The organism is Streptomyces sp. NRRL F-5122, assembly GCF_001507435.1.
In the GTDB taxonomy this organism is placed as follows: domain Bacteria; phylum Actinomycetota; class Actinomycetes; order Streptomycetales; family Streptomycetaceae; genus Streptomyces; species Streptomyces lannensis.
On record NZ_LMWH01000205.1, the window covers coordinates 23,765 to 43,939 of the forward strand.

The following is a 20,175-nucleotide window of genomic DNA, read 5'->3' on the forward strand; positions in this document are numbered from 1 at the left end:
CACCATGTGCCAGGATCGCAGACGTCCAACCCATGAGAAGCACCTTGTGTTCGTGGTGCTCCTGTGCTGCAAGGAGAGCGTGTGCTCACTGTCGGTGACAAGTTCCCCGAGTTCGAACTGACCGCCTGCGTCTCGCTGGAGAAGGGCAAGGAGTTCGAGGAGATCAACCACAAGACCTACGAGGGTCAGTGGAAGATCGTCTTTGCGTGGCCCAAGGACTTCACCTTCGTGTGCCCCACCGAGATCGCGGCCTTCGGCAAGCTGAACGACGAGTTCGCCGACCGCGACGCCCAGATCCTCGGCTTCTCCGGCGACTCCGAGTACGTCCACCACGCCTGGCGCAAGGACCACCCGGACCTGCGCGACCTGCCGTTCCCGATGATGGCCGACTCCAAGCACGAGCTGATGCGGGCCCTGGGCATCGAGGGCGAGGACGGCTTTGCGCAGCGTGCCGTCTTCATCGTGGACCAGAACAACGAGATCCAGTTCACCATGGTGACCGCGGGCTCCGTCGGCCGTAACCCCAAGGAGGTCCTGCGGGTCCTGGACGCCCTGCAGACCGACGAGCTGTGCCCCTGCAACTGGAACAAGGGCGAGAACACCCTCGACGCGGTCGAACTGCTGGCCGGTGAGTGAGCGATGTCCCTCGACTCCCTGAAGTCCGCCCTGCCGGACTACGCCAAGGACCTGAAGCTCAACCTGGGTTCGGTCATCGGCAACTCCGACCTGCCGACGCAGCAGCTGTGGGGCACGGTGCTGGTCACGGCGATCGCGTCCCGCTCGCCGATCGTGCTGCGCGAGCTGGCGCCCGAGGCGAAGGCGAACCTCTCGCCGCAGGCGTACACCGCGGCGAAGTCCGCGGCCGCCGTGATGGCGATGAACAACGTCTTCTACCGCACCCGCCACCTGCTCTCGGACCACGAGTACGGCACGCTCCGCGCGGGCCTGCGGATGAACGTCATCGGCAACCCCGGGGTCGAGAAGGTCGACTTCGAGCTGTGGTCGTTCGCGGTGTCGGCGATCAACGGCTGCGGGATGTGCCTGGACTCGCACGAGCAGGTGCTCCGCAAGGCCGGTGTCGACCGTGAGGTCGTCCAGGAGGCCTTCAAGATCGCTTCGGTGATCCAGGCCGTCGGTGTGACACTGGACGCGGAGGCGATCCTCGCCGAGTAGTGCATGAGATCGTCCGGCTTCCGGGGCCCCGGTCACCTCCACGGTGGGCGGGGCCCCACGCCTGTTCGCCCGGCTTCGTGCTTCGGCCCGAACGGCGTCGCCCTCCCCCGCCGGACCGACGCTCACACGGTCGTCGGGCTGTCCTGCGGCGGCGGTGCCTCCGCCTCCGCCTCCGGTACGGACGCGGGCTGGGGAACCGGGTGCAGTGCTCTGGAGGCCGCGTACGACCGCAGATAGCCCACCACCGTGTTCGTCACCGCCACCAGCGGTACGGCCACCACCGCGCCGCCGATGCCGGCCACCATGCCGCCGGCCGTCACGGAGAGCACCACCGCGAGCGGATGCACCCTCACGGCCCGGCCCAGGATGAACGGTTGCAGGATGTGACCCTCGATCTGCTGGACGGCCAGGACCACCACGAGAGTCATGATCGCGGTGAAGACGCCCTGGGTCACCAGCGCCACCACCACCGCCAGCGCGCCGGACGCCACGGCCCCCACCAGGGGGATGAACGAGAAGAGGAAGATGAAGACGGCGAGCGGCACGGCCATGGGCACGTTCAGGAAGTAGATGCCGAGGCCGATGAAGGTGGCGTCGATCAGGGCGACGATCACCGTCCCGCGGACGTAGGCCGTCAGCGTGCGCCAGGCGCGGGGGCCGGCACCGGCCACTCCCGGCCGCGCCGCCGCGGGCACCAGCTTCAGCGTCCACTCCCAGATGCGCCGGCCGTCGTACAGCAGGAACAAGGTGGAGAAGACGGTCAGAAGGATTCCGGTCAGTGCCTCGACGATGACCTGGACGCCCTCGAGGCCCGTCGACGTTATCTGGTCGGCGTTCGCGCCGATCGCCTCGCGCAGGTTCTTGGCGATCTGGTTGATCTGTTTGTCCGTGACGTGGAAGGGGCTGTTGAGCAGCCACTTGCGCAACTCGTCGATGCCGTCCTGGATCTGGTTGGAGAGCGAGTCGATGTTCTCCATGACCTGCCAGGTCACGAACCAGCCGATGAGGCCCATGATGACGAAGCCCAGGATGGCGGTCAGCGCGGTCGCCGGACCGCGCGGCACACCGTGACGGGTCAGCCGCGCGACGGTCGGCTGCAGGAGCGCTGTGATGAGCAGCGCGCACACGAACGCCAGCACCACCAACTGGACGGCGCTGATGACCCGCATCAGCACCCAGAGCGTGCCCGCGAGCACGAGTACCCGCCAGCCGGCCTCGGCCGCCACCCGCACGCCCCACGGCACCGCCTCGACGGGATGCGGACGCGCCTGTGCCGGTACGACGGGAGGATGCGCCGGAGGCGGCGGAACTCCGTCCGGCACCGGGGCGGTCGCCGACTCGGTGTGGAGTTCCTTCTCGACCTCGGCACGGCGTTCGTCCAGCCGCTCCCCCACCTGGCTGAGTCCGGCGCCGAGCCGTGAGAGCCACCCTGGCAGTTGCGACATGATCCGTCCTCTTCCCCCGCGTCCCTGAGTGCTCCCCACCACTCCCCCCTGGAGTCGTCCCTTCCGACCGTACACGGCGGGGCCCCGCGCGGGTAAACAGCCGAAGCCCCTCACCCATAGACGGTGAGGGGCTTCGTGAGGTTGAGCGCCCGCCCGGAAGCGGGACCGCGGCTCAGTACCAGCTGTTGGCCTGCCAGAACGACCAGGCCTGGCACGGGCTGCCGTAGCGGCCGTTCATGTAGTTGAGGCCCCACTTGATCTGCGTGGCCGGGTTCGTCTGCCAGTCGGAGCCGACGGACGACATCTTGGAGCCGGGCAGGGCCTGGAAGAGACCGTAGGCGCCGGAGGACGCGTTGACCGCGCGGTAGTTCCAGCTGGACTCGTGGTCCACGATGTTGCTGAAGCACTGGAACTGGTCGGAGGCGACCATCTGACGCGCCATCGCCTGGATCTGCGCAACGGTGTAAGAGCTCTGGACGGCGAAGCTGGACGCGCTGCGGCTGGCCTTGGCCTGCTCTTCCTTGCGCGCCTTCGCGGCCTCTTCGGCCTTCTGCGCGGCCTCCTGCTTGGCGATCGCGTCAGCGGCCGCCTGCTTGCGGGCCGACTCCTCGGCGTCCTTCTTGGCGCTCGCGTCAGCGGCGATGGCCTGTGCGTCGGCCTGCTGCGTCAGCGACGCGGTCTGGACCTGGGCCTGCTGACCCGTAGGTATGTCAGCGAGGAGCATCGAGTCGCTTGCCGTTGCCTCGGCGTCGCTCGAGGGCTGCCCGGTGCTGCCCGAGGCAACACCAGTGACGGCGCCGACAGCGGTGACCGCCGTGGCCGAGGCCACTGCGAATCCCCGGACCGAAATCCGGCTCACACGGTTTCCTTCCAGCATCGTCCGCTTGGGTGACCCTGGCGGACGCAATCGTGCCCCCTGACGCTGGCCTCCCAACTGCGGGGTCACGGGAGGCACGGGCCCGGTGGGCAACCCCCTGTCGGAGGTGGCCGCGTGGTGCTCGGGCGGCATACGACGGCGCTATGAAGTTGGCTGTGGTGCTTTTGAGGTGCCGTACCGCTGGGGGTACAGGTGTGTCGTATGCGGGGCCTGACAGGAGTGAGACTCTGCCGTAACCGGACGCCGAGTGGCAATTCTGTGTTGCGTGTGAAAGCTCACATCCCGTTTGGCCCAGTGGAATCGCGGAAACTCCCGCACGCGAAGGCGCCGCCCGGCTAGGCTCTAGGCCTTTGTCGGACGGCGCCAACCCGCGAGTAACAACCCCGCGTTGAATGCCCGGGTCAGATCTGCCCGTCTTCGAGCATTTCGGTCACAAGGGCGGCGATCTGGGACCTCTCGGACCGCGTCAGGGTGACGTGGGCGAAGAGCGGATGCCCCTTCAGCTTCTCCACGACGGCGACCACGCCGTCGTACCGGCCCACCCGCAGGTTGTCCCGCTGGGCGACGTCATGGGTGAGGACCACCCGCGAATTGGCGCCGATCCGGGACAGAACGGTCAGCAGCACGTTCCGTTCGAGCGACTGCGCCTCGTCCACGATGACAAAGGCGTCGTGGAGCGAGCGGCCGCGGATGTGGGTGAGCGGGAGGACCTCCAGCATCCCGCGCGCGGTGACCTCCTCGATGACCTCGCGGGAGGTGACCGCCGACAGCGTGTCGAAGACCGCCTGGGCCCAGGGGCTCATCTTCTCGGCCTCGGTGCCGGGCAGATAGCCGAGCTCCTGGCCGCCGACCGCGTACAGCGGCCGGAAGACCATCACCTTCTGGTGCTGCCTGCGCTCCAGCACCGCCTCGAGGCCCGCGCACAGCGCCAGTGCCGACTTGCCGGTGCCGGCGCGGCCGCCCATCGACATGATCCCCACGTCCGGGTCGAGCAGCAGGTCGAGCGCGATCCGCTGCTCCGCGCTGCGCCCCTTGATGCCGAACGCCTCCCGGTCGCCGCGCACCAGGCGGACGTTGCCCTCGGCCGTGACGCGGCCCAGGGCCTTGCCCCGCTCCGACTGGATCGTCAGGCCGGTGTGCACGGGCAGATCGGCGGCTTCGGGAACGTATACGTGTCCCTCTTCGAAGAGGATGTCCACCTGTTCACCGGACAGCGTCAGTTCGGACATTCCGGTCCAGCCGGTGGAGTCCGTGATGGCCAGTTCCGCGCGGTACTCCTCGGCCTGGAGCCCGACGGACGACGCCTTGATCCGCAGCGGCAGGTCCTTCGACACGACGGTGACGTCGAAACCCTCGGCCTGCAGATTGCGGGCGACCGCGAGGATGCGGGAGTCGTTGTCCCCCAGGCGGTAGCCGGTGGGCAGCACGCTGGGGTCCGAGTGGTTGAGCTCGACACGGAGGGTCCCGCCGAGGTCCCCGGTCGGGATGGGGGCGTCGAGTCGGCCGTACCGCACTCGGTAGTCGTCGAGGAGGCGCAGGGCCTGCCGGGCGAAATAGCCGAGTTCGGGATGGTGCCGCTTGGCCTCCAGCTCGGTGACCACGACCACCGGGAGCACGACCTCGTGCTCGTCGAAGCGGGTCATGGCGTTCGGGTCGGCCAATAGGACGCTGGTGTCGAGAACATAGGTGCGCCGGTCTGGCTTGTGGCGCTTTGTGCTGGTCACCACGGAAGGACGTACCCCCTCGGATGAGGTCGGGGAGCGACGGAGTGGAGCTGGACCGGTCGTCGGCCACGATGCACGGGCCGAGAACCGGCCCTCCACTGCTTCCTCCGTGCCGAGACCGCACGGTGGCGCTGGTGCAAAGGGCCTCCCGGGCGGACGACCCCGAGCCGTCCGCTGAGATACGACACCCGTGGTTCGGGTGTCGACCTGTCTGGTCTTATGCCCTCGAACATGCGCCGCCATGCCACGGCATATGACGGCGCCCCGATGAACTCCTTGTAACTTTTACACCCGAGCGAGTGAGTACGTGCCGCCGAACGACGGATGCGCGGGCGCCGCGGCGAGTGGCTTCTCAGCCGCCGTAGCGACGGTGGCGCGCCGCGTAGTCACGCAGGGCGCGCAGGAAGTCGACCTTGCGGAAGGCCGGCCAGAAGACCTCGCAGAAGTAGTACTCCGAATGCGCGGTCTGCCAGAGCATGAAACCGGACAGCCGTTGTTCGCCACTCGTGCGAATCACCAGATCGGGGTCGGGCTGGTCACTCGTATAGAGGTGTCTGCCGATCAGATCGACGTCGACGGACTCGGCCAGGTCCTCCACCGACGCACCCTTGTCATGGGCCTCGAGAAGCATCGAGCGGACGGCGTCGGCGATCTCCTGGCGCCCGCCGTAGCCGATCGCGACGTTGACGAGTATTCCGTCGATGTGTGCGGTGGCCTCCTCGGCCTCCTTGAGGACGCCCTGCATCTGTGCGGGCAGCAGATCGCGGGCCCCCACGTGATGCACCCGCCAGCGGCCGTCGGCGGCAAGGGAGCGGACCACGTCCTCGATGATGCCGAGGAGCGGGACCAGCTCCTCCTTCGGCCGGTCGAAGTTGTCCGTCGACAGCAGCCAGAGCGTCACGACCTCGACGTCCGTCTCGGCGCACCAGCCGAGGAACTCCTCGATCTTGTCGGCCCCGGCCCGGTGGCCCTGCGCGGTGGTCGAACCCGCGGCCTTCGCCCAGCGTCGGTTGCCGTCCATGATGACGCCGATGTGCTTGGGCACCTGAGCGTGGTCCAGGTGGCCCTCCACCCGGCGCGCGTACAGCCTGACGAGCAGGCCGCGCAGCTTGTCGCGCAGGTTCACGGTGATTGTCAGCCCCTCCGTACGGATCAGACAGGTGCGGGCGTGCGCGATCCCCGTCAGATGTCGGTCCCCGGAGGCGAAGCCTACTCCCGGGAAACCCGGGCCCCGCCAAGGGGTGTCAGTGGTCTGTGTCGGCTGCGTACCCGTGAACGGGGGCCGCATGACCCGGGATTCCGGGTTTTGTGTCGGGTGCGGGGGGACGCTCCCGCACGGGCGGCGGGCTCGGCGGGCGAGCCGGTCGGACCGCGGGGCTCGGCCGCGGGGAAAGGAAACGGGCCGGTCCGTGGGGGGGAGACGGACCGGCCCGAGGGGGGGTTTCCACCATAACCCTTCGTAAGTGATGCTGCGTGCATCGGCGTGCCACAACTACTCTCCGAAATCGCGCGACGACGCCACGGTGACCCCGGAAGCGTTCATTCAGGGTGCGCCCATGGCCGAAACACAGCAGATTCAAAGGGAATCCGGCTGAATCCTGAGGTATCCAAGGGGTTTGCGCGGCCTCGCGGGACGCGCGGAGAGATGTCCGTACGTACTCCCGGCGGGTGACGGGCGCCAGGAACGGCCACTTGACGCCGCCGCTAACTTCGCAGCCATGGCCATGCTCACCACGGCGGGGATGCCCGCCCCGGTGCCGCTGGAGATCGCCCGCTCGGCGGGCGCCCGGCGGCGTGGACTGCTCGGGCGCACGGGGATCGAGGGCGCCCTGCTGCTGAGCCCGGCGAGCGCCGTGCACACGCTGGGCATGCGCTTCGCGATCGACGTCGCCTACCTGGACACGGCATTGCGGGTGGTCGCGGTGCGGACGATGCGGCCGGGGCGGCTCGGCCTGCCCCGGTTTCGCGCGCGCCACGTACTGGAGGCCGAGGCCGGCGCCATGGAGCGGTGGGGGATACGGCGGGGGGTGCGGGTGAGTGTGCGGGACGCCTGACGGTGCCTCCGGCCGGGCGCGGCGCCGCGCAGCCCCCTCCACTGCGCGATGCCGTCCGCGCAGCTTTGCTCACGCGATTTACCTTGGTCTGAACTTACGTGACAGGGGCACCCGGATCGAGCCAACGTCGATAACGATGTGGAAACCTTGAGCCAACGTCTCGGAACACGGTCGCCGGTCTCACATTTCGAGCATGGTGATGCGGTGCACGGTCAGCCGCGCGGCTTGCGCGCCTCGATCAGGAAGCGCGTGCTGTGGGCGACGAAGGATCCTTCGGACTCGATCCGCTCGTGCAGGGAACGGAGCCGGGACTCGTACCGCTCCACGGTGAAGTCGGGAACCATCCAGATCACCTTGCGCAGGAAGTGGACGACGGCGCCGATGTCGTGGAACTCCATGCGCAGCCGGGCCTGCTGAAGACCGGTCACCTCCAGGCCGGCCGCTTCGGCGTCGGCCCGCGCACGCCCGGGGTCGCGGGCGGAGCGGACCCCGGCCGGCTGGGGTCCCAGGAAGTACTCGACCACCTCGAAGGCGCTCGCCGGGCCGACCTGCTGGGAGAAGTACGTGCCGCCGGGGCGCAGGACACGGGCGATCTCACGCCAGTAGGTGCGCACCGGGTGGCGGCTGGTGACGAGATCGAAGGCGGCGTCCCCGAAGGGCAGCGGCGCCTCCTCCGGAGAGGCGACGACCACGGCGCCGCGCGGATGGAGCAGGGCGGTGGCCCTCGCGACGTTCGGCGGCCAGCCCTCGGTGGCGACGGTGAGCGGCGGGAGCGTCGGCGCCGAGGCCAGAACCTCGCCTCCACCGGTCTGGATGTCGAGCGCGGCCGACACGTGCGCAAGGCGCTCGGCCATCGAACGCGCGTACCCCCACGAAGGCCGCTCCTCCGTGGCCCGGCCGTCGAACCAGGAGAAGTCCCAGCCGTCGACGGAGGCGTCGACGGCTTCCTTGACGAGCTCTTCGAAGGTGCGGCCGAGGGTCATGCGGCGATCGTCCCAATGCCGGGGAGGGATCGCGAACGAATTTTCTGCGGGGCCGCTCGCCCGCACGGACAGGCGGACGACCAGCCCCGTCAGGGCCTGTCCCGGCGCTACGGCAGCAGGGGCCGTACCTCGTGGGCCGCGAACCGAACGAACGCCTCCGGGTCCGGCTCGTCCGCGGTCGGTTCGAGGACCACCGTGTCCGCGCCGGCGTCGGCGAGGCTCCGGACGGCCTTGGCGACCGTGCCCGCGTCCCCGGCCACCCCGTGCTCCGCCCTCGGGTCCTTCCCGCCCGCCGCCATGTCCGCGCTCAACCGTGCGACGGCGTCCGGACCGGTGGCGGTGCGCAGATAGACGACGATGCGATGGGGATCGGTGCGGCCGGCCGACTCCCGTCCCGCGTCGATGAGCTGACGGGCCTTCCGTAGCCCTCCGGGTGTCGTGGACGAGGTGAGGATGGTCCCGTCGGCCGCCTCGCCGGACAGCCGCAGCGTGCGCGGTCCGGTGGCGCCCGCGAGGATGCGGACCGCCTGCGCGGGCGGCCAGTCCAGCGCGACGCCGTCCAGCCTCACGTACCGCCCGTCCGTGGTGACCCGCTCACCGCGCAACAGGGCGCGCAGGGCGTCGAGATGCTCGCGCAGCAGGGTCAGCGGCGAGTCGGCGCGGGCCCCGACCTGGGCCATCCAGCTCTGCACACCGTGACCGACGCCGAGGATCGCCCGCCCCGGGAACAACCGATCGAGCGTCGCGGCCTCCATCGCGGTGACCGCGACGTTCCGCAAGGGCACCGGAAGCAGTCCGACGCCGATCCGCAGCCGCTCGGTCCAGGCGAGCGCGGCGGACGCGGCGGAGACCCCTCCCTCCAGGAAACAGTCCTCCCACAGCCACAGTTCCTCCAGGCCCGAGTCGTCCGCGAGCCGTGCCATCGCACGCAGTCGCTCGGGAGGCAGTTGGGGCCGGAACACAGCACCGAGTCCAGTCATGCGGTCTTCCTACCGAGCGGACCGGGCCTGGACAACACCTTTACCGGTCGGCCGCGCCCGGGCGCTCGTAGTGCAGCAGCACGACACCGTTGCCGAACCGCCGGGAATCGATCAGTCGGAGGGCGGTCAGGGCGTCGCTGTCGGGGAAGAGCCGCTGTCCCCGGCCGACGAGGATCGGGTGGACGTACACCCGGAACTCGTCCACGAGGTCGAGCCGCAGGAACTCGGCCGCGAGGGCCGCTCCGCCGAGTGCCAGGTCCCCGCCGTCCTGTGCCTTGAGGGCGAGGATGTCGTCGACGACGACGTCCCGGACGACGGTGGTGTGCCAGTCGGCGTGCTCCAGGGTGCGGGAGAACACCACCTTGGGCATGTTCCGCCAGATCCGGGCGTACTCGATCATGGGCCCCGAGCGATGGGGATCGGCGTCGGCGGTGGGCCAGAAGCCGGCCATCAGCTCGTAGGTCACACGTCCGTTGAGGAAGGCGCCCATCTCCTTGAGCACGTCGTTGAAGTGCTGGTGCAGTTCGTCGTCCACGAGGTGCCAGTCGATCTCGCGGTCGGGGCCCTCGATGTAGCCGTCCAGGGACATGGACATCATCAGGACGATCTTTCTCATGGCAGCTCCCGGTTCCGGCACCGACCGACTGGACTGCACGAGCATCGCGCAGCCGTGCCGCACGGGAGCGGAGGCGGCTCCGTCGAATGCGCGCACTCCTACGAAGACGAGTCTCCTCTGGGGAACGACACCTCCACGCGGCGGTTCTTGCGCCGGCCCTCCTCCGTGGAGTTGTCGGCGATCGGATAGTCCTCGCTGTAGCCGCGCACCTCGAAGGTGACGTTCCCGCCGAGGGTCGAGGCCAGCCGGTCGTGCACCGCCTCCGCGCGCTTCTTGGAGAGGACCAGGCCGTGGGCGTAGCTGCCGAGGTTGTCGGTGAAGCCGAAGACGCGGACGCTGCTCGCGTTCTGCTTCCTGATCTCCTCCGCGATGGCGTCGATACGGGAGCGGGCCTGCGGGTTCAGCTTGGCGCTGTCCTTGGGGAACAGCACCTCCGCCTGGAGCGCGAAGGTGACGCTCTCGTTGGTGTCCTCACGACGCTCCTCGCCGCCGAGGTCCTCCACGACGGACTTGATGTCGAGCACCTTGGCGGGCGCGAGCGTGGCACCGTCGGCGAGTTTGAGCCCGGGGCTGGTGGGATCGACGGACGGCGGCGGCGAGGTGGCAACACTCCCGGGCGGCGCGCTCGGTCCGTCGTCGGCGAGCGCCTGGGGCATGGCGGTCAGGGTGAGAAGGGCGAGGGCCGCGACGAGGGTGACGCGGGGGGTGGGGGCCATGGTGGGTCACCCCTGGGAGATCTGGATCGGGGCAGGGGGCATAGAGCCGACCTGGAAGTCGACGTCGGTGGTCCCTTCCGGTGGGGCGGGGAACTGGGCGAACCATTGGGCGGTGGCGCCCTGTTGCACGCCGCCCGTGAACTGGGTGCACAGACACCGGCCCGAGGTGTCGCGCAGGATCAGGTACTTCTTCTTGCCCTTCTGGTCGATCAGGCTGGCACCGGCGATGGACGCGCCGTTCTTGGACAGCTCGCGCTCGTCACCGCGCCAGTTGGCCGCGACCCAGATACTGTCCGTGTTGTTCGTGACCGATCCCTCGACCGTCACGAATCCCCCGCCGTCGCGTTTGGCCGATGTCACCGTGAGGGTGAGGCCGTTCTCCCCCTTGACCTCCGACAGCACCGTACCGGAGTCGGGTTGCTGCGATGCCTGCTTGCCGCCGCCGCTGCTCTTCGCCGGAGCCGAGGAAGACGGAGCTCCCTTGTCGGACGTTCCCCCGTCCCCACCGCCGCAACCGGCCACCGTGAGGAGCAGCCCGGTCGTGATCGCGACCGCGCTCAGCGCCCTGCGGCCCTTCATGGTGTGCCGAAAGTCCATCGGTACGGCTTCCTTTCACTCGGCCAGATGCACAGAGAACAGCACGGACGCGTCAGGAAGGTCGTCCTGTTCGAAATCTTCGGGGTCGATGTTCACGATCCGGCCGTCGCAGTCCAGTTCGACTGGCTTCCCGGGGACCGCGTCCGGGTCGAAGTCGCAGCGCGGTTGGACGACGGCGACGGCGTGGGCCTCCGCCCGAAGGCCTTCGGTGCCCGGAATGATCGAGTGGCCGACCGTGTAGTTCGTCTGAACGCCTACCTGGAAGCCTGGATATCCGTTCCTGGTCACCGGCTGGGCCCCGCCCACAACGGTCGAGTCGTTCTCCGAGGCCAGTTGCTGCGCGGCGCTGGTGGCACCCTCATCGGCGGGCAGCCGCCCACGCAGCCAGTCGAGCCAGTCGTCGTCCTGCCCGACGTCAGCCCCGAGACGGTCCATCAACTCGTCCCGGGCGTCCTGGGCCGCTGCCAGAGCGGCAGCGTCCGCCGCCGACTGAGCTCCATTACGGGCTGACGCTGCCTGGGCGAACACGAAGAACGCCAGCGCAACGAACAGCAGAATCCCCGTCAGCCAGATATAGATCGGGAGTGTCTGCCCCCGGTCACTCGGGGGAAGTGAAGCGGTCAGCCTCCGATGACGTCGTTGACCGCCCGCAGGATCGCTCCCGAGATCAGGCCGTCCAGGCCCAGGCTGTCGATCAACGTGAAGATCCCGGCGATGATGATCATCAGGCCCGCGTACTCCACGAACCCGGCTCCCGCGTCCCGGCCCTTGCCCCTCATCCGGGAGACGAGGGTCTGCCTCCACCTGTCGAACCCGGCCATGGCGTCCGCCCTCCCGTCCGATCGCACTGCCGACCTCAGCACGGTAGGTGAGAACATGCGCACTCCGAGTGGGCCCAGGGACCCAACTTCCCCCCGCGGTGGCCGTCACCCGCTCCACCCCTCTCGTGCCGTACCGAGCCAGCGGGCGATCGCTTCGCTGCGCGAGGAACTGTGCAGTTTCGCGAAGATGCGATTGATGTGGTTCTTGACCGTCTTCTCGCTGATGAAGCAGGCGGCGGCGATCTGCCGGTTGTTCATCCCGGACGCGATGAGATCCATGACCTCCACCTCCCTCGAGCTGAGACCGAAGTCCAGCCACCCCCCGGCACGGCGCCGCAGGCCTCCCGTGTGGGCGGCACCGGCCGTCGACGACTCTGACACAACTGGTTGCAGTTGCGAAGCACTTTCACCCCGTTCGTAGGAAACACCGAGCGAGGACAAGACAGGACCGGACGGCGGCGCGACCGCCGGGGAGACCGTCGGCCGTCCCCGTCTCAGCTCCCGTACCGCCCTGATCAGTTCGGCCGCCGTGAACTCGCCGTGCACCAGATAGCCGCAGGCGCCGCGGCGCAGCGCCTCGGCCACGACGTCGGGTTCCCTGCTGTACGTCAGCATCATCACGAGGGACCGGTGGGCCAGTTCGGGCAGTGCGGTCAGGCCGTCCGTGCCCGGCATCCGCACGTCCAGGAGGACGACGTCGGGACGGTGCCGGGCGCTGAGAGCGAGCGCCTGCCCACCGTCCGCCGCCTCGGCGACCACGTTGATGCCGGGGCACGCGGACAGCAGGGCCGCGAGTCCCGCCCGCACGACCGGATTGTCGTCGGCCACGAGCACGCGCAGGGGCGGGTCGGGAAGCGCCTGGTCAGGCATGTGCGGCCTCCTCCTGGGGGGTGTACGGAGCGGTCTCCGCGAGGGGCACGTGCAGATGGATCTCGGCGCCGCCGAGCGGGGAACGGCCCCGTCGGAGGCGGCCGCCCAGGGTCACGGCCCGTTCCGCCATGCCCAGCAGCCCGAAGTGGCCGGTTTTCGCCAGGTCCCCGGGTGCGGTGCCCGGTGGCAGACCGACGCCGTCGTCCCCGATCCGCAGATCGAGCGCGGTGTCCCCGGCGGTGTCGAGCGTGATGCGGACGCGGGTCGCACGGGCGTGGCGGTGTGTGTTCTCCAGTGCCTCCGAGACGACGGCCAGGACGTGGTGCGCCGTCGCGTACGGCAGGAGCAGTGGTGCCTCCGGCTTGGCCAGCTCGACCTCGAGACCCGCGCGTCCGGCGAACTCTCGCCCCCGTACGGCCAGTTCCGCCGACACGTCCACCCGGGCCGCCCTGAAGTCCGTGCGGCGCCGCAGGTCCGACAGCAGATCCCGGGACTCCGCCGCCGCCCTGCGGGCCGCGCCGGCCACCTGGTTCGCCTGGCGCTTGAGCGTCTCGGGGTCGGCATGGTCCGCCGACAGCGCGAGCGCCTCCGCGGCCAGGGCGAGACCGTGCAGTGTCTTGGCCACCGAGTCGTGCATCTCCCGGGCGAGGAAGGCCCGTTCGGACTCGACGGCCTCCGCCGCAGCCAGGCGTGCGTTCGCCTCGGACAGCGCCTGGCCGGCGGTCCCGAAGCGGAACAGCAGATTGCGCAGGGTCACCCCGATGATGCCGGCGGCGACACAGAAGCCGGCGATCAGAAGGGTGCTGACGCCGGCGCCCGGGCGCTGCTCCCAGGCCCGGAACACCGTGACGATGACGACCAGTTGCAGGCCGGTGATGGCGCCGGCCCCCCGCCAGCCGTAGAGCAGGCCGGACAGCAGTGGGGTGCAGACGGTGGCGTACGCGAGAGGGGAGGCGGGGGACGCGGTGAGCAGCAGTGTGGCGACGAAGAGGAGGTCGAGTGCCATCAGGGACGGGTGGGCGAGCAGACGAGGGCCGACCCGGTCCCAGTCGCGCAGCAGGGCGTACGACGTCATGACACCGAGGACGGCCGCCGCGAGGACGGCGTAGCGCGGGGCACCGTCGGCGGTGTTGGCCAGTGCGAAGGGCGCGCCGATCAGGACCAGGGCCAGTCGTACGGCGACGGTCTGGCGGCACAGGGCCTGGAGCGCGCCGAGCTGGAGGCGGACGCTCGCCGGCGGCGGGGCGTCGTCCTCCAGGTACCCGGGTGTGGGGCGCGGGGCACGGCTGCTCATCATCGGCCCAGGATCGATCCGAAGTCCGTCCCCGACCCCAGGAACATGCCCGTCGCGATGAGGATCATCGTGGCCGGGAGCATGAAGACCAGGGTGACCAGCGTGGCCTTGGGGATCGTCTTCGCCGCACGGCGGCGGGCGTTCTGCGCGTCGGTGCGCCGCATGTCCATGGCCAGCTGGATCAGCGTCTCGGCGATGGGGGAACCGAGCTCCTCGCCCTGCTGCAGTGCCGAGACGAACTGGGCCACCTGCTCGGACGAGTTGCGCCGGCGCAATTCGTCGAAGGCCTGGCGGCGGCTGACCCCCATGTCCATCTGGCGCAGGGTGATGCGCAGTTCGTCCGCCCAGGGCCCCTCGTACTTCTCCGCGACCCGGTCGAGGGCCTGGCGGAAGCCCAGCCCGGCGGAGACGACGACCGCGAGCACGTCCAGGAAGTCCGGCAGGGTGCGGTCGATGACCTCCTTGCGCTCGCGGATGGCCTGCCAGATCAGCGCGTCGGCCGCCAGCAGACCGAACGCGAACGTGGCGACGGCGAGCAGCGGATGGCCGCCCGAGAGGAAGATCAGGCCCATCAGGCAACCGAAGAGGCCGTACACCGCACGGCGGGCGGCGTAGCGGTTGAGGGTGAGGCCGTTCGGGTTGCCGGCCATGTCGATACGTCGGCGCTTGTCGTCGACCCGGCGCGGACCCATCAGACGCAGGACGAACGGTGCGAAGCGTATGCCGACGCGGTCGACCGCCGATCCGGTCCTGGACACACGGCCGGCCCCGACCTCCAGGGCGAGCTGCAGGTCGCTCGGCAGTTTGGCGTCCGCGCGGATCATGCGCACACCGAGCAGGATCCCGGCGACCGAGACCGCCATCAGCAGGGCGAGGAGCAGTGATGTCATCGCGGCCTCCTCACACTTCGATCTTGCCGAGGCGGCGGATGACGAAGAAGCCGACCGTGTAGAGGCCGAGGGCGAGCAGTACCAGCCCCTGACCGAGCGGTGAGCCGGTGACGCGGGCCAGGGCGCCTTCGTTCGAGGAGTTGACCAGGACGAGGGAGCCGAGGCCCAGCAGCGGGACCGTGAAGGCCGTGGCGTTGACCTCGGAGAGCATCGTGCGGACCTCGCGCCGGGTCTCCTTGCGGTCCTCCAGGGTCTGCGTGAGGTTGCGCAGCGAGTTCACCACCGAGCCGCCCGCCTTGTTGGCCAGGACGAGCGTGGTGACGAGGACGATCAGCTCACGGGACGGGAGTCGTTCGGCCAGTTCGTCGAGGGCGTCGTCGACAGAGCGGCCCAGCGTCAGCTGATCGGCGACCCGGGCCAGTTCCTCCCCGGCCGGGGCTTCCAGTTCCTCCGCCGCCATGGCGAGGGCGGTGCGCAGGGCAAGCCCGGCAGCCGTTGCGTTGGCCAGGAGGCGGGCCACGTCCGGCAGCTGGTTGATGAAGGCCTCGATGCGCTTCTGCCGCTGCCAGTTGAGGAAGATCGCCGCGCTCCACACCCCGATCAGCGCGGCGAGGGGCCCGAAGAAGGGGGCGAGGGTCGTCGCGGCGATCAACCAGAGCGCCACGACGACGGCGGTGACGTAGGTGAAGAACTCCCCCGCCGTCAGGTCGAGTCCGGTCGCCGACAGGCGCAGCTGGACGGTGCGCCCGAGGCGGGTGCGGCGCACCCGGCGGTCGATGCCCGTGAAACGGCGTACCCGGCCGCTCGCGGTGCGGGCCGGGCCCCTCGCCGTGCCGGAGAGCCGGTCGACGAGCGTCTGGCGCTGGGCGCGCCCCGAGGCGTACGTGTGCACGCCGGCCACGGTCAGCGTGCCGGTGAGGACGGTGGCGCCGAGGGCGAGGAGGGCGGGGTCGTTCATGGCGCGCTCCTTACGTGGACGGGGGTCATCCGATGGCCTGCCTCGTGTGGAGGGCGTCGATGGCCTCGGCGACGCCGAAGGCGGGCGGCAGCGGCTCGTTGGCGACGTAGAGCTTCTCCGCGACGCTCCGGGGCAGCGGGAGGTGCTCGAAGCGGCCGCGGACGATCCGGTCGGCGGCCAGCGGCTGGGGAACGAAGCGGGAAACGGTGGCGACGCGGAACTGTTCGCGTCCGTGGGACACCACGAGCGCGATCTCCACGACCTTGCGGGAGCCGTCGGCGTACCGGGCGAGCTGCACGACGACGTCCACCGCCGAGTTGATCTGGTCCTTGAGCGCCTCGAAGGGGATCAGCACCTCGGACATCGACCCGAGGGTCTGCAGCCGCATCAGCGCGTCCTCGGCGGAGTTGGCGTGCACGGTGGCGAGGGAGCCGTCGTGGCCCGTCGACATCGCCTGGAGCATGTCGAGGGTCTCACCGCCGCGGACCTCTCCGACGATGATGCGGTCGGGGCGCATCCTCAGGCTGTTGCGGACCAGGTCACGGATGGTGATCTGGCCCTTCCCCTCGACGTTCGGCGGGCGGGACTCCAGCCGGATCACATGCTCCTGCTGGAGCTGGAGTTCGGCGGAGTCCTCGATCGTGATGATGCGCTCGCGGGAGGGGATCAGCCCGGACAGGGCGTTGAGCAGGGTGGTCTTGCCGGTGCCCGTACCGCCGCTGACGATGAGGTTGAAGCGGGCCCGGACGAAGGCGGCGAGCAGCATCAGCATCTGCTCGTCGAGGGAGCCGAGGCCGATCAGCTCGGGGAGGGTGTACGCGCGCGGGAAGCGGCGGATGGTCAGGGTGGGGCCGGTCAGGGCGAGCGGCGGAATGATGACGTTGACGCGTTCGCCTGTGGGCAGACGGGCGTCGACCATCGGGTTGGACTCGTCGACGCGGCGGTTGACCGTCGAGACGATCCGCTCGATCGTCTGCATCAGCTGCTCGGTGGAGGCGAAGCGGAGGGGAAGCTGTTCCACGCGGCCGGCGCGCTCCACGAAGACCGAGTCCGGGCCGTTCACCATGATCTCGGTGATCGACGCGTCGGCAAGCAGCGGTTCGAGGACGCCGAGCCCGAGGGCTTCGTCGACGACCCTGCGGATCAGCTGCGAGCGTTCGGACGAGGAGAGGACCGGACCCTCCCGGCTGATGATGTGCCCGAGGACGCGCTCCAGCCGGGCCCGGCGTTCGGCGGCCGCGAGGCCGGACATCTCGGCGAGGTCGATCTCCTCGAGGAGCTTCGCGCGGTAGACCGCGACGAGGTGCCCGTCCTCTCGGGCGGCTCCCCCGTCGTCGGGGGCGGCGATACGGGAGCGCAGGCTCATGTCGGTCGTCAACTCCTCTCTGTCGTGCTGCTGGTTCAGTCGTCGTTGGGCATGGTGGCGCGACGGGTGACGTCCCAGCCGTCGAAGAGGGGGATCACGGCGGGGACGTGCACGGTGACGGTGGCGGTGGTGGTGTCGGCGCCCTTCGCCGGCGGCGGTACGTCGGGGGAGAGCCAGCCGCTGACGGCGGCGGCACCCGCCGCCGAGCCGTCGCCGTCCTGGGAGGCGACCCGGGCGGCCGCGCGGGCGGCGGTGCCGGCCTGGTTGATGCCGTAGCCGACGAGGCCCAGCTGGATGGCGGCCATGCCGATGACGAGCAGGACGGGGAGGTAGCCGGCGAACTCGAGCATGGACACACCGCGGTCGTCCCGGCGGCGAGCCCGCCCCCTCGACGGGGCCCCCGCCCTGCTGCGCACGGACGACCTCATCGGTCGTCCCCCTCCAGCGCCGCGCCCGCGCTCCCGTCGACCCGCCAGCCCGGGTTGACCCCCGGGAAGAACAGCGGGACCTGGGCGCGCACCGTCGCCTTCATCACCGGGCCGTCCGGGGCGCAGCTGATCTCCGCGCCGCTCCACGAGCCCGGCAGATGCCGGGCTCCCGCCGACCGGCAGGCCCCCGACCAGTCCCCCTGCACGGCGTACGCCGCCGTCGCCGCCCGTGCCGCCTCGTCCGCCGCGTTGCCCGCCAGCGAGTACGTGTAGCCGAACAGGGCGCACTCCCACAGCAGCGCCATCACGACCAGGACGAGCGGGAACATCCCGGCGAACTCCACGGTCACCGAGCCCCGGTCGCTCCTGCGCCACAGGCTCAGCGCACCCCGGTCCGCGGACGCCTTGCGGCGCCGCCCGCCGCCTCCCTCCTGCGCCCGCACGAGGTCGAGCTCCCCCGCCAGCGACCACAGCGCCTGCTTCACGGTGGAGCGGGCGTCCAGGTCCTGAAGGCGTCCGGCGTCGACGACCGCCTGAAGCTCCTTGAAGGCGGCCGGGACGACGGCGCGGGCCACCCGGGTGCCGGTGACGCGTTCGACGAGGGCGGGCTGGATCTCCGTCCCCCGAGAGTGGCGGTTGACGACCGTCAGGGTCTCCTCGGCCTTGCGGATCTGGAGCCGGTCCCACAGGCGCACCATCCGCTTGGCCGCGCGGACCGCGACCACGTCCGGGGTGACCAGCAGCAGCGCGTGGTCGGCGACCTCGATCGCGGCGGCGGTGGCCGAGTTCATCTGGGAGCCGCAGTCGACGATCACGACGTCGTGACGGGCCCGGAGCGCACCCAGGACCCGTCGGGCCACGCGGTCCGTGATCTCCTCGCCGCGTTCGCCGTCCGCAGGGGCGAGAAGCAGCCCGACGCCGCTGTCGTGGGTGTATACGGCGTCCTGGAGGACACGGGGGTTGATGTCCGTGATCCCGGCGAGGTCGGCCACGGAACGCCGGAACTGCACGTCCAGGTAGGAGGCGACGTCCCCGGACTGCAGGTCGAGGTCGACCAGCGCGACGGTACGGCCCGACGCCCGGGCCGCGAGGGCCAGTTGGACGGCCGTGACGGTGACCCCGACACCGCCCTTGGCCCCGGTCACCGTGACCACCGTCCCGCCGGCCCCGGAGTACAGCTCGGGGGTGGTGCTGCCCAGGTGGCGTCGCATTCCGGCCGACCAGGCGGCCGCCGCCTGGACACGTTCTGCGAGGGCGTCGTAGCCGAGGGGCAGGGTGACGATGCCCCGGGCACCGGAGTCCATGGCGGCGGTCAGGACGCCCGTGCTCGTGTCGGCGGTGATGAGCACGACTCCGACGGCCGGGAACCGCAGCACCAGGTCGCGAACCAGATCGAGTGCGGGGACCGGCCCTATCCGCTCGTGCACGAGGACGACCTCGGGCAGTTCGTCGAGGGACTCGCCGGCCAGCCGGGCGAGGGCGTCCAGCAGGGCCGTGGAGTCGTGGACGGGCGGGGCGGGTTCGGCGTCGGCGACCTGGCTCAGCAGGGTGGTGAGCGAGCGTGCCGCGTCGAGGTCGCCGACGGCGGGATGGATACGGATGGTCATCGGCGGAACCTCGTGGGGACAGGCCCGCAGGGGACCGGGACGGACCTCATGGGGCCTCCTACTTGTCCTGGTCGAGGGTGTAGGTGCGGTCGCCCGGCGCGACCGCAGTCGCGGAGCCGCCAGCGACCAGGGCGAGCCGGACGTGTTCGGCGAACGACTCGGCGTACGCCACGCGCTGGGCGTCGGCGGTGTCGAGGGCGAAGGTGATGGGGACGGCCTCGGCGGCGTTGCGCCGCCGGTCGTCACTGGACTGGCCCGGGTCGAGGGCGGTGAGCCTGCCGACGTCGAGGACGCGGGCGTTGGTCACGATGACCTTGGACTCGTCCCTGCTCTTTTCGTTGGCGGCCTTGAAGGTGGCGTAGATGTTGACCCGGGAGCCGGGGGCGATCTTGCCGGCGACACCGGTCGACGCGTCGATCATGATGGCGATCTCCTGCTGTCCCGACTGGAGTGCCGGCCGGTCGACGATCATGTCGGTCTGGAGCAGCGATCCCTTCTCCAGCCGGGTCACGGCGATCTTTCCGCGGATCTGCGAGAGGTCCGTGACGGCGGTCGCGGACAGCCAGCGCCGCGGCATGGAGATCCTCTGAAACTGATCGGCCGTGAGCTCCCGGTAGGGGGCGATGTCGGCCTTGAGCCGGTACGCCGTGGCCTCCGGGCCCACCTTCGAGTTCACGTCGCGGATCACCGACAGCACTCCGGCGAAGGCGCCGACTGCGGCGAGGGCCGAGAGGACCAGCAGGATGACGCCGCGGCGCTGGCGTGAGTTCATGACG

22 protein-coding genes are annotated in these 20,175 nt (G+C 70.2%); 3 read left to right on the forward strand and 19 right to left on the reverse strand.

Annotated elements, in window-relative coordinates:
* Positions 1 to 81 precede the first annotated feature (81 nt).
* Both ADL25_RS19925 and ADL25_RS19930 read left to right on the forward strand, forming a co-directional pair.
* On the forward strand, positions 82 to 636 hold the full coding sequence (locus tag ADL25_RS19925) for a peroxiredoxin (protein WP_059129119.1): 555 nt from the start codon (positions 82 to 84) through the stop codon (positions 634 to 636).
* Between the two features lie 3 nt (positions 637 to 639).
* A complete protein-coding gene (locus ADL25_RS19930; protein ID WP_059129120.1) occupies positions 640 to 1,173 on the forward strand; it encodes an alkyl hydroperoxide reductase in 534 nt (177 codons plus the stop codon).
* Positions 1,174 to 1,295: 122 nt separating this feature from the next.
* Here ADL25_RS19930 and ADL25_RS19935 read toward each other — a convergent pair whose 3' ends face one another.
* The 4 genes from ADL25_RS19935 to ADL25_RS19950 form a co-directional block, all read right to left on the reverse strand.
* Positions 1,296 to 2,618 carry an AI-2E family transporter gene (locus ADL25_RS19935; protein ID WP_079050476.1) on the reverse strand — a complete coding sequence of 441 codons (1,323 nt, stop codon included), beginning with the start codon at positions 2,616 to 2,618 and terminating at the stop codon, positions 1,296 to 1,298.
* A 172-nt stretch (positions 2,619 to 2,790) separates the two neighbouring features.
* Positions 2,791 to 3,495 (reverse strand): lytic transglycosylase domain-containing protein, encoded by a 705-nt coding sequence (locus ADL25_RS19940; RefSeq protein ID WP_079050477.1) that lies wholly within the window; start codon positions 3,493 to 3,495, stop codon positions 2,791 to 2,793.
* Positions 3,496 to 3,896: 401 nt separating this feature from the next.
* A complete protein-coding gene (locus ADL25_RS19945) occupies positions 3,897 to 5,222 on the reverse strand; it encodes a PhoH family protein (protein WP_059129122.1) in 1,326 nt (441 codons plus the stop codon).
* 349 nt (positions 5,223 to 5,571) lie between these two features.
* The gene (locus ADL25_RS19950) at positions 5,572 to 6,345 is read right to left on the reverse strand and encodes an isoprenyl transferase (RefSeq protein ID WP_059129191.1); all 774 of its coding nucleotides are present in this window, start codon (positions 6,343 to 6,345) and stop codon (positions 5,572 to 5,574) included.
* 592 nt (positions 6,346 to 6,937) lie between these two features.
* Between ADL25_RS19950 and ADL25_RS19955 the strand changes: the two genes are divergently transcribed.
* Positions 6,938 to 7,273: a DUF192 domain-containing protein gene (locus ADL25_RS19955; RefSeq protein ID WP_059129123.1), complete on the forward strand. Its 336-nt coding sequence runs from the start codon at positions 6,938 to 6,940 to the stop codon at positions 7,271 to 7,273.
* Positions 7,274 to 7,485: 212 nt separating this feature from the next.
* Here the strand turns inward: ADL25_RS19955 and ADL25_RS19960 are convergent, their stop codons facing one another.
* The 15 genes from ADL25_RS19960 to cpaB all read right to left on the reverse strand — a co-directional run bounded on the left by ADL25_RS19960 (position 7,486) and on the right by cpaB (position 20,171).
* Positions 7,486 to 8,256: a class I SAM-dependent methyltransferase gene (locus tag ADL25_RS19960; protein WP_059129124.1), complete on the reverse strand. Its 771-nt coding sequence runs from the start codon at positions 8,254 to 8,256 to the stop codon at positions 7,486 to 7,488.
* Between the two features lie 107 nt (positions 8,257 to 8,363).
* A complete protein-coding gene (locus ADL25_RS19965; RefSeq protein WP_059129125.1) occupies positions 8,364 to 9,236 on the reverse strand; it encodes an LLM class flavin-dependent oxidoreductase in 873 nt (290 codons plus the stop codon).
* A gap of 40 nt (positions 9,237 to 9,276) precedes the next feature.
* Positions 9,277 to 9,852 (reverse strand): dihydrofolate reductase family protein, encoded by a 576-nt coding sequence (locus ADL25_RS19970; RefSeq protein WP_059129192.1) that lies wholly within the window; start codon positions 9,850 to 9,852, stop codon positions 9,277 to 9,279.
* 98 nt (positions 9,853 to 9,950) lie between these two features.
* The gene (locus ADL25_RS19975; RefSeq protein ID WP_059129126.1) at positions 9,951 to 10,568 is read right to left on the reverse strand and encodes an OmpA family protein; all 618 of its coding nucleotides are present in this window, start codon (positions 10,566 to 10,568) and stop codon (positions 9,951 to 9,953) included.
* 6 nt (positions 10,569 to 10,574) lie between these two features.
* The gene (locus tag ADL25_RS19980) at positions 10,575 to 11,165 is read right to left on the reverse strand and encodes a hypothetical protein (RefSeq protein ID WP_059129127.1); all 591 of its coding nucleotides are present in this window, start codon (positions 11,163 to 11,165) and stop codon (positions 10,575 to 10,577) included.
* 15 nt (positions 11,166 to 11,180) lie between these two features.
* Positions 11,181 to 11,789, reverse strand: coding sequence for a pilus assembly protein TadG-related protein (locus ADL25_RS19985; RefSeq protein WP_267889263.1), 609 nt, complete (start codon positions 11,787 to 11,789; stop codon positions 11,181 to 11,183).
* Positions 11,786 to 11,986 (reverse strand): hypothetical protein, encoded by a 201-nt coding sequence (locus ADL25_RS19990; RefSeq protein WP_059129194.1) that lies wholly within the window; start codon positions 11,984 to 11,986, stop codon positions 11,786 to 11,788. The genes ADL25_RS19985 and ADL25_RS19990 overlap by 4 nt, the downstream gene beginning before the upstream one ends.
* 105 nt (positions 11,987 to 12,091) lie before the next feature.
* A complete protein-coding gene (locus ADL25_RS19995) occupies positions 12,092 to 12,856 on the reverse strand; it encodes a response regulator (RefSeq protein WP_059129128.1) in 765 nt (254 codons plus the stop codon).
* Positions 12,849 to 14,153 carry a sensor histidine kinase gene (locus ADL25_RS20000; protein ID WP_059129129.1) on the reverse strand — a complete coding sequence of 435 codons (1,305 nt, stop codon included), beginning with the start codon at positions 14,151 to 14,153 and terminating at the stop codon, positions 12,849 to 12,851. The genes ADL25_RS19995 and ADL25_RS20000 overlap by 8 nt, the downstream gene beginning before the upstream one ends.
* The gene (locus ADL25_RS20005; protein ID WP_059129130.1) at positions 14,150 to 15,040 is read right to left on the reverse strand and encodes a DUF5936 domain-containing protein; all 891 of its coding nucleotides are present in this window, start codon (positions 15,038 to 15,040) and stop codon (positions 14,150 to 14,152) included. The genes ADL25_RS20000 and ADL25_RS20005 overlap by 4 nt, the downstream gene beginning before the upstream one ends.
* Positions 15,041 to 15,050: 10 nt before the next feature.
* The gene (locus ADL25_RS20010; protein WP_059129131.1) at positions 15,051 to 15,998 is read right to left on the reverse strand and encodes a type II secretion system F family protein; all 948 of its coding nucleotides are present in this window, start codon (positions 15,996 to 15,998) and stop codon (positions 15,051 to 15,053) included.
* Positions 15,999 to 16,023: 25 nt separating this feature from the next.
* Positions 16,024 to 17,364: a CpaF family protein gene (locus tag ADL25_RS20015; protein ID WP_059129132.1), complete on the reverse strand. Its 1,341-nt coding sequence runs from the start codon at positions 17,362 to 17,364 to the stop codon at positions 16,024 to 16,026.
* A 35-nt stretch (positions 17,365 to 17,399) separates the two neighbouring features.
* Positions 17,400 to 17,714, reverse strand: a complete 315-nt coding sequence (locus tag ADL25_RS20020) for a TadE/TadG family type IV pilus assembly protein (protein WP_079050479.1) — start codon at positions 17,712 to 17,714, stop codon at positions 17,400 to 17,402.
* A 74-nt stretch (positions 17,715 to 17,788) separates the two neighbouring features.
* Positions 17,789 to 19,399 (reverse strand): AAA family ATPase, encoded by a 1,611-nt coding sequence (locus ADL25_RS20025; RefSeq protein WP_059129133.1) that lies wholly within the window; start codon positions 19,397 to 19,399, stop codon positions 17,789 to 17,791.
* 58 nt (positions 19,400 to 19,457) lie between these two features.
* On the reverse strand, positions 19,458 to 20,171 hold the full coding sequence (gene cpaB, locus ADL25_RS20030; protein ID WP_059129134.1) for a Flp pilus assembly protein CpaB: 714 nt from the start codon (positions 20,169 to 20,171) through the stop codon (positions 19,458 to 19,460).
* Between the last annotated feature and the right edge of the window lie 4 nt (positions 20,172 to 20,175).

Excerpts from the sequence above, each read along its gene's own strand:
- ADL25_RS19930 (WP_059129120.1), top strand. The coding sequence starts at position 640 with ATGTCCCTCGACTCCCTGAAGTCCGCCCTGCCGGACTACGCCAAGGAC.
- ADL25_RS19935 (WP_079050476.1), bottom strand. The coding sequence starts at position 2,618 with ATGTCGCAACTGCCAGGGTGGCTCTCACGGCTCGGCGCCGGACTCAGC.
- ADL25_RS19940 (WP_079050477.1), bottom strand. The coding sequence starts at position 3,495 with ATGCTGGAAGGAAACCGTGTGAGCCGGATTTCGGTCCGGGGATTCGCA.
- ADL25_RS19955 (WP_059129123.1), top strand. The coding sequence starts at position 6,938 with ATGGCCATGCTCACCACGGCGGGGATGCCCGCCCCGGTGCCGCTGGAG.
- ADL25_RS19960 (WP_059129124.1), bottom strand. The coding sequence starts at position 8,256 with ATGACCCTCGGCCGCACCTTCGAAGAGCTCGTCAAGGAAGCCGTCGAC.
- ADL25_RS19965 (WP_059129125.1), bottom strand. The coding sequence starts at position 9,236 with ATGACTGGACTCGGTGCTGTGTTCCGGCCCCAACTGCCTCCCGAGCGA.
- ADL25_RS19970 (WP_059129192.1), bottom strand. The coding sequence starts at position 9,852 with ATGAGAAAGATCGTCCTGATGATGTCCATGTCCCTGGACGGCTACATC.
- ADL25_RS19975 (WP_059129126.1), bottom strand. The coding sequence starts at position 10,568 with ATGGCCCCCACCCCCCGCGTCACCCTCGTCGCGGCCCTCGCCCTTCTC.
- ADL25_RS19980 (WP_059129127.1), bottom strand. The coding sequence starts at position 11,165 with ATGGACTTTCGGCACACCATGAAGGGCCGCAGGGCGCTGAGCGCGGTC.
- ADL25_RS19990 (WP_059129194.1), bottom strand. The coding sequence starts at position 11,986 with ATGGCCGGGTTCGACAGGTGGAGGCAGACCCTCGTCTCCCGGATGAGG.
- ADL25_RS19995 (WP_059129128.1), bottom strand. The coding sequence starts at position 12,856 with ATGCCTGACCAGGCGCTTCCCGACCCGCCCCTGCGCGTGCTCGTGGCC.
- ADL25_RS20000 (WP_059129129.1), bottom strand. The coding sequence starts at position 14,153 with ATGATGAGCAGCCGTGCCCCGCGCCCCACACCCGGGTACCTGGAGGAC.
- ADL25_RS20005 (WP_059129130.1), bottom strand. The coding sequence starts at position 15,040 with ATGACATCACTGCTCCTCGCCCTGCTGATGGCGGTCTCGGTCGCCGGG.
- ADL25_RS20010 (WP_059129131.1), bottom strand. The coding sequence starts at position 15,998 with ATGAACGACCCCGCCCTCCTCGCCCTCGGCGCCACCGTCCTCACCGGC.
- ADL25_RS20015 (WP_059129132.1), bottom strand. The coding sequence starts at position 17,364 with ATGAGCCTGCGCTCCCGTATCGCCGCCCCCGACGACGGGGGAGCCGCC.
- ADL25_RS20020 (WP_079050479.1), bottom strand. The coding sequence starts at position 17,714 with ATGCTCGAGTTCGCCGGCTACCTCCCCGTCCTGCTCGTCATCGGCATG.
- ADL25_RS20025 (WP_059129133.1), bottom strand. The coding sequence starts at position 19,399 with ATGACCATCCGTATCCATCCCGCCGTCGGCGACCTCGACGCGGCACGC.
- cpaB (WP_059129134.1), bottom strand. The coding sequence starts at position 20,171 with ATGAACTCACGCCAGCGCCGCGGCGTCATCCTGCTGGTCCTCTCGGCC.